Below are 12,204 nucleotides of genomic sequence, written 5' to 3' on the forward strand. Positions count from 1 at the left end.
CGTGGGCCAGGGCCCTATCTGAGCGTGAAGGAGTAGTAGGTGCACCTGCCTGCCCACACCGTGATGGGCCCCTTGCTGCGGCTGGGGTCGGGGGCGTTGACCTTGACAGTTACGCGGCAGTTGTCGGTGCCGAGCCCTTCGTTGTGGACGTTGTAGAGATCAAAGACGTTGCGGGTGGAGCCGGTATCGGCGAGAAGGACGTTATCAAACCCCGGGCCGCTTACGTAGAGCTTCCAGTCGTAGGTGAGGGCTTCGTTGCTGGGGTTCTCTACGCTGATCCCCCCGTAGTAGCGGGTGGGGGTAGGCCCGATGACAAGGGTGCAACCCTTTTCGCTCAGGACGATGGTGCTGCCGCCGGCTACCTTTACGCTCCCGCAGAAGCGGAACTGCCCACCGGTGAACTCCCTCGAGTACACCCCATAATCGGTGATCTTGGGGTAGGGGTTGGGGGGTGGGGGCAGCACGTTCAGGTTGAGGGTCTGGGTAGCGGTGGCCCCGTCGCTATCTTGGGTGGTCACGCGCACCTGGCGGAGTCCGGTAGCCCCAAAGGTGACCGAGACCGAGCAGCCCGTACCTGCCGAAAGCGTATCGGGCGCATCCACTGACCAGGTGGTGGTACCGCATAGCTTGTTGGTGTCGGGTTCGTTGGGGTCGGTAATGAGCGCGGTGATGGGGTAGGCCTCGCCCTGGTGGGGGTCTCCCCCGTATTGCAGGTTCAGGGTGGGCGGGGTGTTGATTACGTTGACCACGAAGCTGCTGCTGGCCTGGCTGCTGCCATATTTGGCCAGCAAGGTTATAGTCCGGGAACCCACCGAGTTCAGAGTGCGCTTGAGTTCGGGGCCGAACAGGCTGTTGGAATCGGTGCTCCAGCCGCCATTGTAGAGGGTGCCGTCCAGATTTGAGGTCACGCTCAGGTTGACGCTCTTGGCCACAGGGTGGGTGATCTGGAAGAACTGGGCCAGGTTGGTCTCGACCCGGAGCTGTACGGTAGCGGGGTTGGTTTTGATGGTGATCTTGGGCGCTTCCGAGCCGCCCGGCGCGGCCTGCTCCTGCTTCCAGGCCTCGCTGCGGCGGCCATCGAAGTTCAGCACGCTCAGGGAATTGAAGATGCCGCTGACATAGTCGGCGGGGACGTAGTAAAAGCCGCGGTCGCCCGCGCCGCAGCCCCAGGAGTTCTTGACGATGAAATACCCACCCCCGCCGATGCTGGGGGTCTGGCCGAACTGGCTCATGTCTTCATTGGAGAGAAACCCCACGATCTGCACGGCGTGGCCGCCGTAGGAGCCGGCTACCTCTTTGCCCTTATCGTCGAGCCTGGTCTTGGCGTAGTTGCTCACCACGCCGTCGTTTTTCACATCGTCCATGAAACCTTTGTAGACCGGGAACGAAGCCAGGAGCACATAGCCTTGCGAGAGGTACTGGCGCAGGAGGTTGAGCTTGAAGGTCTCGCCGTTTTTCCAGACCTGGGTGGTCTTCGAGGAGGCCACGCCGGGCCCGCCAAAGGTTACCTTGGCGTAGCTACAAAAAGTGAAGATAAAGGTGGTGCAGACCCGGCGGCTCTGGTGGGCGGTATCCGAGCAGGTGCCACTGTAGCCGTTGCAGCTGTTGGCATACGAACTGCTGTCGCCATCTTTGACGCTGGGGCGTGAGGTGGCCCTGTTGTAGGTCCAGCCCCCCTCGCTGGGGAAGCTCTGGCCTTTATTGACCGCGGTCTCGAGGGCCTTCTCCGACCAGTAACCGTCGGTGTAGTCGCTGGAGTCCCAGTCCTGCTTGACCTTGTTGACCAGGAACTGCTCGGAGAGGTCTACGGGGTTGTTGTTTTGCACCCGCTCGCGGCTTTCCACCGCCCCGATCGCGGTGAAGGCCCAGCAGGTGCCGCGTTTGGCTTGGTTTTTGACCGGGCTGATGAAGTTTTTGAGGGGGAACCAGAAGCGCTTGGCCAGGTTGGTAGGGGTGCAGGGTCCGTTGTTGTCGGTGCCGTTGCCAGGGTTGATGGCTTGGGGTTGCACCCCGCCGCCGGGCTCGAGCCGGGCCGTGCGCAGGCTGGCAGGCTTGCTTCCCAACAGGCCATCGAGCTGCTCGAGGGCGGCTTTGACCTCGGCCAGCGGCTTTCCCTTGAGGCTATCGGGGCTGGGGGCCTGGGGTTTGAGGTCCTCGGGCAAGAGCGAGTAGCTCAGGGCATAATCGTCCAGGGCGTTGTCCACGCTTTGCGCGCGCTGGTAGGTCTCGACGGCGTTGCGCAGCTGGGTGCCCAGGCCAAACAGCACCACCGGCTCCCCCCCCGGCCCGCTCACCGGGCGGTCGCCCTCGAAGCTGGGGCTACCCGCAGCCTCGGCGAGCAGGGCTTGGGTGTTGGGGTCTTTGTCCGGGATGCCGTTTAGAAAGCTCTTATCGCTTTGGTATTGGGCTTCTCGAGCCTGTTTGGCTGCGGCGACTGCGGCGGTGCTGGAAAGCACCAGCTCGCCCGAGGCAATACCTTTCTGGAACTCCTCGGGGCTGACCATCTGGGCGTCAGCCGGGATACCCTCTTTCCAGGCGTTGGCCTCGGTGAACAGATCGGGATCGGTTTTGCTCCCGCCGACCGAGCACGCTGCCAATGCGACGAGCAAAAAGCCGGTGATGCCTAACCACTGCAATATTTTCATCTTAGTTCCTCCTTACTGGCACGGCGAGCTCGAGCCCGCACACTCCACAAAACTGCGCATAGGGCGAGGTAAACCTGGCCTGACAGCGGGGGCAGGCCTCGAGCAGCCGCTCGCCGTCGTTGGTGCAATAGCGCTCGTCTGTGCTGGTCGGTACAGCCCGGGCACAGCGCGGACAGATGCGGTAAAAAATCCCTGTCTCTTCTTCCACACGCTTACCCCCTTGCAAATCGAGCCCAGCCATCCATGTGTGGCTTATTTCTGGCAGTCGAGCCGCACCCGCAGGCTGGGGGTGGGGGTGGTGTAACTGGCGCCGCTGGCCCGGATGGTGTTCTCGAAGCCGTTGGGATTGATCTCCAGGAGCAGCTTGGTGGGGGTTTTGATCTGGTCTTTGGGGGTGTCGTAGCGGTACCAGAACTTGAGTTGATGGGTTACCACCCCGCCCGGCGGGAGGTTGGCATAGGTGAGCTTCTGCACGTCCAGAGCGTCGGCGGTAAGGGTTTGTGCGTCGGCGAAGGCGACCTGGATGCCCTGGTCACGCATCCCGGTAAAAACCGGCTGCACCATGGCCCTGGCCCCGCTGCGCAGCTCCACCGTCGCGCCCCAGCCGGGGGTCTCGAGGGGGGTTCCAGCGTCTTTCACGATGGGCTCGAGCTTGATGACCTTGAAGCGCCAGACGCCGTTGAACAGGGTCTCGCCCAGGCAGCCCTCCAGCGAGGCCCGCTGGTTGGCCCCGCCGGGGGTCTGGTTGGCGGGGGTCGAGCCGCCCAGGGTCAAGGTGGCTCCCCTAAGGCTGTAATTGATTCCCAGCTCCTTAAGCACCGAGAGGGGCAGATAGGTCTTGCCGTTCACCACAATGGCCTTATCGGCGGCCACCTGTCCATTTACCACGATGCTGTAGGTGGTGCCCGCGGCCCACGCTATACCGGCGGCTAGGAGTACGGCCAGGGTGCGCAATCTGGGGTCGAACATGGTTGCTCCTTTCGACCCCCAGGGTGCTGCAGGGCCGGTCAGAAGCGGGTCAGAATTGCAGGGGGTTTTGCCGAACCACAAGCGAGCCCCCCACCCTTCGCGGGGGGCCTGTGCGCTTCGTAAGCGTGAGCCATTCGAGACTCAAAATTCTTAAGCCCCGAACGGGGCTGTTGCCGTCTGGGCCGACAGCCGCATCAGGGGGGCGCTGGGTGGTTCAGGCCGTGAGGAAGCCCTGCCAGTTCTCCGGCAAGGTCTCGCCCACCTCGAGCATCCTAGCCCTGGCTTCTTCGTACAGTCGGCCCAGGCTTTTGTGGTTCCCCGCGCGGCGCAGGGCCCCCAGGGTCAGGCGCAAAGCCTCGAGGTCGTAGGGGTCAGCCTCCAGCAGGATTCTTCCCAGCCGGGCGGCCTCCTTGGGGTCGGCCTCGAGCAAGGCCTCGGCCCTCGAGCGCAGGGCCAGGTGCGCCGACTCGCGTGCGGTCTCGTAAAAGGAGGGAAGACCCCCCAGATACGCCCCCCGCCACAAGCGGGCCTCGCCGGCGCGCAAAAACTCTTCCAGGTCGGAACCGACCGCCGCGCCCAGGGCATATCCGGAGGGGGTGGTGGCCACGGCGGAAGCGCCCAGGCTTGTTCTCACCGTGTGGATCAGCTCCTTGAGCGAAGAAGCGGCTTTTTCCTCGTCCTCGCCGGGGTAGAGGCGGTCTAAAAGCTCGAGCTTGCCCACCTCACCCCGCCCGGCTACCCGGGCCTCGAGCAGGAGGGCCAGCAGCTCCTGGCGTTTGTGGCCCCGCACCGCCCGACCTCCCAGTTGCATAGGGCCCAGCACTTCTAGGCAAAGTAGAGCCGGGGAATTGCTCGAAACCGGGGATTGATTTAGCGAGGGGAAGTAGCGGCGGGCCAGGTGAGCTCCGTTAAGCAGGCCGCGCTCCTCGAACCAACACAAACGCGCGCGGGCGCTGTCTATGTTCCCGGTGATGCGATCAAGCTCGAGGCCGATGCATTCGGCATACACCTGCCAGTCGGAACCCGAGGCCAGTTGATAGGCTTTCTCTAAGCACGTGCAGGCTGCCTCGGCCTGGCCCAGCTCGGCCAGCGCCAGCCCCTGAGCGGTAAGAGCCTGATATTGCGGTTGTTTGAGGCCAAATCCCTGGGCCATGGTCAGGCACGCCTGGGCTATTTCCAGGCCCCGTGCGGCCCGTCCCGCACTGGTTTCTACTTTAGATAACTGGTAGAGGGCCATGAACAGCTTGCTGCCGCCAAAAGGCTTTGCCAGCTCCAAGGCGCTTTCGGCATGCTTGCGGGCCAGGGTGTGGCCATAGGGGGGCTGCCAGTCCAGGTAGAGGTTGCTGAGCTGGGCTTCACAGGTGATCAGGAAACTCGAGGCATCGCTTTGCTGCAAAATCTCCCGGCTTTCGCAGAAGGCTTCCTCGGCTTGCTCGTACTGGCCCATCTCGTGCAGAATGCGGGCTTTCTTGGTCAGGGTGCTGGCGTAGTGGCGGCTGATGCCGGCCTCGGCGTACAGGCGCAAAGCTTCTTCGGTGTCGGCCAGCATCTCGGCTTCCCGGCTGAGTTCCTCCAGCACCATGGCCCGGTTATGCAGGGTGGAGGCAGTGTAGGCCGGCTGGCCTGCATCGCGAGCAGCCTCCACGGCCTGGTTGAAAAGGGAAAGGGCGGCCTCGAGGTCATCCTGATAAAAACGCGCCAGCCCACAAACCGTCAGCAACCGCGCCCGATCCAGCAGTGAGCAAGGTTGATTCAAGGCGGCTTTGGCAATAGCTTCGGCACCCACGTGGTCGCCCTGCAGGGTGCGGGCAAAGCCGATGTTATAGGCCAGCGCCGGGGTGGGTTCATGGTGCAGCGCCGGGTGAGCTTCCCAGTGCTGCAATACCCCCTTGTAGTCCCCCATAGCAAATTGCAGGGCAATCCGGCGCTTGATCCAGTCGGGCTGGGCTTTCTCGCGCTCAGAAAAGCGCCCCATTAGCCGCTCGACCTCGCGCGAATCGCCCAGGTCGGCGTAGCAGCCCGCCAGCAGGTAAAGCGCCTCGGGGTGGTCGGGCCGGTCTTCCAGTACCAGCCGCAGCAGCCGCATGGCCTCGGGGCGGTCTGCTTTTTCCAGAACCTGGGCTGCGGCAAAGGCCAGCTTGCCGCGCAGGGGTGCGGGCGCATGGGTCGCGGCCCTGGCCCACAGCCGTGCGGCTTGCACCTCATCCCCCTGCTGCTGGGCGGCCTCAGCAGCGCCTTGCAGGTGGGCCAGAATTTGTTCGCTTTGCAACCCGGCTTCCTCGAGATATTGTGCGGCGTCCAGCGGTTGATCGGCTAGGGCCTCGAGGGCCCTTTGGGCATAGCCACGGCGCAGTTGCGCCGGCAGGCTGCGCAGGGTGACTTCCTGATAGAGTGGGTGGGCAAACTCCCCAGCCCAAAAAAGGCCTTTTCGCTGCAAAGCTAGCTGGGCTGTGTTCAATTCCTGAGATGAAAGCCCGGCTACTTTGGCCCACACCACAGGGCTGGCCCCCAGCCCCAGCAGGGCTTTGCTTTCCAGGGCCTGGCGCAGGGTGGGGGAGTCGGTTGCCTCGCGCAGCCAGTGTTCCAGGAGTGCCTCTACCGTCAGGGGCAAGGTGCCTACCTGCGGAGGCCGCCAGTACCACCGCCGCCCATCGCTCCACAAAAAGCCTTGTCGGGCCAGGTGGCGCAGATACTCCAGGCTGAACAGCGGGTTGCCCTGGGCGCGGCCATAAATCCAGGCCAGGGCGCCTTCGGGCAGGGGGCTTCCCATCTCGGCCTCGAGCATGGCTTGCGAGGCTTCGGGGGAGAGGGGCGTTACACGATAGGCCTCGAAAGGTTCGGGGGGAATGCTGCGGCTGGTGACCAGCAGGGCCACGCCCCTGGTTCGCAAAGCAAGGGCGGCCAGGGCCTGGATCCACTCGAGGCCCTCCGGGCTCACCTCGTGGATGTCTTCCAGGTGCAGCACCACCGGGGCCAGCGCGGAGAGCAGCGCTCCCAATGCCTCCGCCGTTCGTTTGCTACCCAGGGCTTCGCCTTTTTGCAGCTTGAGCAGCAGGGGTTCGGCCCAGGCCGGGAGCCGGTCGGGCCGAGGAATGCCCCGTACCAAAGCACCCGGCGGCACCATAGCAGGAAAGCTAAAACTGCGACAGGAGGTCTCGCGCAGGAGCTGCCGGGCAGTGTGGCTCTTGCCAACCCCCGGCTCGCCCCACAGGGCCAGGGCCAGCCCAACTCGTTTGAGCACCACCCCTTTGAGGCGTGGCCGCAGTAAGGCAGTTGGCTCCACTCTGGTTTCCGTACCTTCCAGTCTAACCATGATGCGAACCACAGCCTAGTTGAGCCCACGTTATATCGGCGTTACGCGCAGGTCTGGGAGTGCTGCACGCCACTCCTACGGTAAGCTGGTCAAATATTCGCAGCAGACACCAGCTCCCTCCCTACAGCGTAGGGAGGGTGGGGGAGGGTATTGAGCAAGGCCCTGAATCAGTAAGGGGAGTGTATTTCAGCAACTTAGAGCGCTCTTCACATATTTCGAGCCATCCGACTTCAAGAAAGCTTTGTACTGGACAGAATAGTTGCTGCCCGGAAACTCGAGACCCCAGCACTCGTGGGCCGAGCCCGGCCCACGCTTGGGTGCGTAATACCAGATTCGGTTAGTTCGTCTAGTTCGTCACCGTTTGGTGACGAACTAACCCGACCGAAGTTATCCGCGTAGCGGAGGGCGATACCGCCCCTTGGAAGTTATCCGCGTAGCGGAGGGCGATACCGCCCCTTGGAAGTTATCCGCGTAGCGGAGGGCGATACCGCCCCTTGGAAGGGAGACGCTTTCTTCGCCGACCGACAGTGAAGGGCCATCGGCCCCCGGCTAGCGCCGGTACTCAAGGGAGGGGTGTGCTCTAGGATTCAAAAAGACAGCCTCTGGTGTTTTTGGTTTTGTGAACTGTCTTTTTGAATCCGGTATAACATGCGTCTGGGCGCAGACGCATTCTCGTTTTCGCGGGCGGCAACGTCTGTGAAGGGCGCGATAAGAAGCCCTTTGCAAGCGCAAAGGGCCGGTTGGATTGAAGGTGTCGGCTACAGGCTTACCCGCACGTCCTTGCTGCCTGTATCGCCATACTCGCCCACCCGCAGCACCAACGCCTTGACCTCGGTGCCCTTGGGCACAGAAAACACCACCGCAAAGTTCAGGGCCGCCCCTGGCAGCAGGCTAAAGCCCCCACCCGTGTTAGTCCCAGCGGGGCTATCGTAGGCGATGGGCGGAAACGAGCGCCCATCAACACCGGCCAGGGCGGTGTTGCCGGGGTTGTTCACGCTCAGCGAGGGGGCCACCGTGCCCGACTGCTTGGCGTTCTTGAGCAGTCCGGTGACCACCACCAGTTCTTCCTCGGCGCTGCGGGGCTGAATGGTCAGGTTGTTCTTGTCGAAGCGGGTGGTGTAGCTCTCCATCCGCTCCACCTTTTGAATTTGCACCCGGAAGAGCCCGGTCAGGATCTGGTCCCCCACCTTGCCCTGGAACTGCCCGGCCAGTTGGTTGGCCCCGCCCGCAGCGCGAATCTCGTAGCCGCCCTGCACCTTGACCACCGTCTGGCCCAGGGCCTTGGCCACGTCGGCCAGCGGCACGTAGGCGGTGCCCTGCACCACGATCACCCGCGTAGAGGCCACCTGCCCGTTCAGGATGAGCCGTTGGGCGCTCTGGGCCAGCGCCAAGAGCGAGAGGCCCAGCGCCAGTACCAGGACTATTTTCCAAAGCTGATGCATGTTTTCCTCCTACTTGAACTTCTTTACCCGTTCAATGACGGCCAGGGCCCACTTGCGGTAGCTCTCGGGATCCATGCTGCTATGGGTGAGCAAAAAAGCATACTCGCGGTAACGGAAGGCCAGGCTGAAGACTGGCTGGCTCTGGTCGCTGCGAAACAGCCCGGCTTCGTCCCCCACGTTCAGGCCCACCCAGCTGGGGGCCCCCTTGCGGATTCCCCCCAGCCAGTGCTGGGCCCCCTGAGGGCTGCTGCGGAAGTATTGCAGTTGGATGACCCCACCGGAGGACAGGTTCTGAATGCAGTAGGACATGGGCTGTACCGAGCCGATGGCCTGCGCCATGGCCTGGGCCTCGGCCTGGCCGCCGCTGCCGCTCAGGGGCTTGCCATCCTGCAAAATGCCTTCGTTGCTCATCACAAAGCCCAACGAGCCCAGGGCGTTGGGGGTGTTATTGGCATTGAAAATGCCCATCAGGTAGCAGGGGTGGGGGTCTTTCTGGGCCAGGGCAAAGCCAAGCAACAAAGCTATAAACCAGAATCTGCGCATGATGATCCTCCCTTATCTACGGCCCGCCCACGCCCAGTTGCAGGTTGTAGGGCACCAGTGGCAGGCGCACCGAGCCATCGGCAAACTCACCTGTGCGTACCACCTCCACCACGTACTGGACAGCGGGCAGGCTGCTCAGGTCTATACGCTCGCCTTCGGGCCCACCCCCTGGGGTGCTGAAAGGCTGGCCCTCGGCCACCTTGTTGCCGCTCAGGTTGTAGAGGTTGAGATGGAGGCCCTCGCCACCGAGCTGAATGTTGCGGATGTCCACGTTGCGCTCGAAGATGAAGCCCTCTCGCACCCCTTTGAGATAGCGCAGACCGGGGTCGCCAGGGTTAATCCACCATAGGTTAAGCGAGCCAAAGATGGTGATCAGGGGGGGTATGGGAGGGCTGAAGGCGCCCAAGCCAAAGGCATATTTGCCCACCTCGCCCGCGCTGGCCGAAACCTTAACAGTATAGGTCGCGGTGCCGTTGGGGAAGGTGTAGACCGGCAGGCTACTGCAATCCGGGCCGGTGTAGCCCACAAACACCTCGTTGTTGCCCCCGTCGAAGATACGCACCGTGAGGGGGATATCGGTGGAGAGGATGTTGAAGATAAAAGGCTTGGAGCTGCTGGCGGTGGCGGTGAAGCTGTAGTAGTCCACGTCGTTGCTCACGTGCAGGGTAGCGCTGTAGCTGCCCTGGCCCACGTTGCGGGCAGTGTTGCCGGTCTCGTTGGGCTCCAAGGCATCGGGGTCAAGCGAAATGGACTGTCGCGTGAAGGAGAAGTTGTAGGGCAATCGGGCCAGCGCCGAGAGGGTCAGCAGCGCATTTCCCGGTGGGATGTCCATAATCAAAGTACGCCCGTTTGCCCCGGTCTTGTCGCTGATGAGCTGGGTATCGCCGCAGCCCGACTCCTTCACCAGTCCATTGCCCAGCCCAAGCTTGCCCAGCCCATTGGGGTAGTCGAAGATGAATTTGACCCGGCTGTAGCCCGGGGCGTTCACCCGGTAGACGTCCTTATCGGCCCCGTTGTGCAGGCTAAGGTCGTAGGTGGTGCCGGGGGTGGGGGTAGTGGCCTGGGCCGGGGTGTTGTTGGGCTCGAGCCGATCCGGATTCAAAAAATTCCCCGCCGCCTGGAGCACCGCCGCAAAGGCGTTCACGTAATAGTTCACCTTGGGGTCGGGCGAGTTGTTGTAGCCGGCCTGTTGCAGGATGTCCCTGACCTGGTCGGAGGTGAGGGCGGGGTTGTAGGCCCGCATCATGGCGGCGATCCCGGCGATGAAGGGTGTGGAAGCGCTGGTGCCGCCGAAGGTGGCGAGGCCCAGGGGGAGATTTTCTCCATAGATGGCACGAATGTTGGTAGGAGCCCAGATGTCTATGTGGGGCCCGTAGTTGGAATAGCCGATGGCGGTGTTGCTGTTGTTTGCCAGCGCCCCCACGCAGATTACCCCGTTCAGTTTGCAGGGTACCGCATTGGCATTCTTTCCCTCGTTTCCTGCCGAGGCTACCAGCACCCGGCCCGCTGCCAGAGCATCTTCAAAGGCGTTGTAGAACCCAGTGACCTCGTACGCCAGATTAGCAAAGTCACACCACGGGTCTACGCTACAAATTCCAAAGCTCATCGAGATTACGTCGGCTCCCCAGCCGATAGCTGAGCGCACCGCATGTTTGACTTGATAGAGGTCGGCGCTGGTCTTGAACAAAATGGGGTCGGCCACCTGCCCCCCCGTTCCCGCAGCGCCGGTACCGTTGTTCAACACCGAGAGGGCCACACTCGCTGCACCCGTGCCGTGCCAGGGGCATGCACCTCCACCACAACTCCAGGGGTTGGTTCCACCAGCGTTGTAGTCGCTGTCCACAAAGTCGTACTGCAGGGGGGTGGTGGGGAAGTCGGCAATTAGGTTGTTGTTCGCGCCGTCAAGCCAGAAGCCGCCGTCAATGATGGCGATGCGGGGTCTGCGTGGCACGCCCCTGGCGGCTACGAACTGCCAGGCCCGCACCACGTTGGCCCGGCTGCCGGTGTCGCCGAACTCGGCCCAGGCAAAGGCGTTGTTGTTGCTCCCCTCGTTGGTTTGCAGGAGCACGGTATCGCCCGGTGCGTCGCCCTGCCCCACGAAGTTCGCGCTCGCACCCTGTCCGTTCGCTAAAGCGCGGGCTACCAGGGCCAGCAGCTTGGCCCCGCCGTCGCTGGAAATTTTGAAGGTGCCGCCCAATCCGGCCTTTTCGGCATCGGCCTTAAAGGTGGCAACATCCAGCTTGCTGGGGTCTATCTTGACCAGGTACTCGGTGGGCGTGGCGTACTTGGGCTCGAGGGTGATGCCGGAGCCGGGTGGAGGCGTGGGCACCGCGTTGTTGGCCAGCACCACCCCACCGTAGCGGTTCAAAAAGTCTTGCAGTTCGCCCTGGTTTTTGGGCGAGAGGATTACCTCGTTGAGAACGAAGGTAGCTTTGTTGCCCTGCTCATCCGCCACCGCAGCCAGCGGGCGCGGCCCCTGAGGGCCGTCGGGGAGGCTGGCGGGCTCGGGCTGCACGGTGGGGTCTACGGTGTAGTTGAAGGTTACGTTGGGGGGGCCGTTGCGTCCGCAAGCGGCCAGCCATACCAGTAACAGAATCCAGACCAGATGCTTCATGCGTTCTCCTTTCGGTTAGCGCAGGCCCTCCAAAGGCGGTTTGAGCTGGGCCTCGAGCCAGGCCACCAGTTCCAGGGGACTCTCGAACTCGAGCACCTCCCCCGCCCGCTCGAGACGGGCCTGCCAGGGGTGGGTTTCGTCCGGCGGCTGCACGATGAGCCGGTACTCGCGTTTGCTTTCGTCTTCATCCACGCCTCACCTCCTTGTGTGGGCCACCTTAGCAGGGGGGGCGTGGCAAGGGCGTGGCAAGACTCAACCTTGCCACAAAAGCGCACAAGCGCTTATCAGGGTTCAAGCACTAAACAAAAGCCTTCCGGGTCTTCTGGAGCGGTTCCCACGAATAGTCGGTACGGCGGTTTTTGCCGCACCGACTACAATACGACGCACCGTGTGCGTCGTATTGGTGGGAAACGTGATGGAGAACTGCTTCAGGAGGCCTCACCTATTCAGGGCACGCTCGAACATCTTGGATAGCACATCTTTCAGGTTCGCGTTGGAAGTGTTATACCAGATTCGGTTAGTTCATCACCCTTTGGTGACGAACTAACCCGACCGAAGTTATCCGCGTAGCGGAGGGCGATACCGCCCCTTGGAAGGGAGACGCTTCCTTCGCCGACCGTCAGTGAAGGGCCATCGGCCCCCGGCTAGCGCCGGTACTCAAGGGAGGGGTGTGCTCTA

At 62.8% G+C, this 12,204-nt stretch carries 8 protein-coding genes; all 8 read right to left on the reverse strand.

Annotation, left to right across the window (positions count from 1 at the left end):
* Positions 1-14: 14 nt before the first annotated feature.
* Positions 15-2,645, reverse strand: coding sequence for a C1 family peptidase (locus Q0X23_RS06425; RefSeq protein ID WP_297859540.1), 2,631 nt, complete (start codon positions 2,643-2,645; stop codon positions 15-17).
* A 1-nt stretch (position 2,646) separates the two neighbouring features.
* Positions 2,647-2,853 carry a zinc ribbon domain-containing protein gene (locus tag Q0X23_RS06430; RefSeq protein WP_297859541.1) on the reverse strand — a complete coding sequence of 69 codons (207 nt, stop codon included), beginning with the start codon at positions 2,851-2,853 and terminating at the stop codon, positions 2,647-2,649.
* A 44-nt stretch (positions 2,854-2,897) separates the two neighbouring features.
* Positions 2,898-3,614, reverse strand: a complete 717-nt coding sequence (locus tag Q0X23_RS06435) for a hypothetical protein (protein ID WP_297859542.1) — start codon at positions 3,612-3,614, stop codon at positions 2,898-2,900.
* Between the two features lie 214 nt (positions 3,615-3,828).
* Positions 3,829-6,927 carry a tetratricopeptide repeat protein gene (locus tag Q0X23_RS06440; protein ID WP_297859543.1) on the reverse strand — a complete coding sequence of 1,033 codons (3,099 nt, stop codon included), beginning with the start codon at positions 6,925-6,927 and terminating at the stop codon, positions 3,829-3,831.
* A gap of 758 nt (positions 6,928-7,685) precedes the next feature.
* On the reverse strand, positions 7,686-8,369 hold the full coding sequence (locus Q0X23_RS06445) for a hypothetical protein (RefSeq protein ID WP_297859544.1): 684 nt from the start codon (positions 8,367-8,369) through the stop codon (positions 7,686-7,688).
* A 9-nt stretch (positions 8,370-8,378) separates the two neighbouring features.
* Positions 8,379-8,912 carry a hypothetical protein gene (locus Q0X23_RS06450; protein ID WP_297859545.1) on the reverse strand — a complete coding sequence of 178 codons (534 nt, stop codon included), beginning with the start codon at positions 8,910-8,912 and terminating at the stop codon, positions 8,379-8,381.
* Between the two features lie 16 nt (positions 8,913-8,928).
* Positions 8,929-11,526 carry a S8/S53 family peptidase gene (locus tag Q0X23_RS06455; RefSeq protein WP_297859546.1) on the reverse strand — a complete coding sequence of 866 codons (2,598 nt, stop codon included), beginning with the start codon at positions 11,524-11,526 and terminating at the stop codon, positions 8,929-8,931.
* A gap of 15 nt (positions 11,527-11,541) precedes the next feature.
* Complete coding sequence (locus Q0X23_RS06460) at positions 11,542-11,718, reverse strand: hypothetical protein (protein ID WP_297859547.1); 177 nt, start codon at positions 11,716-11,718, stop codon at positions 11,542-11,544.
* Positions 11,719-12,204: the final 486 nt, after the last annotated feature.

This window comes from Meiothermus sp., from assembly GCF_026004115.1.
Taxonomy (GTDB): Bacteria; Deinococcota; Deinococci; order Deinococcales; family Thermaceae; genus Meiothermus.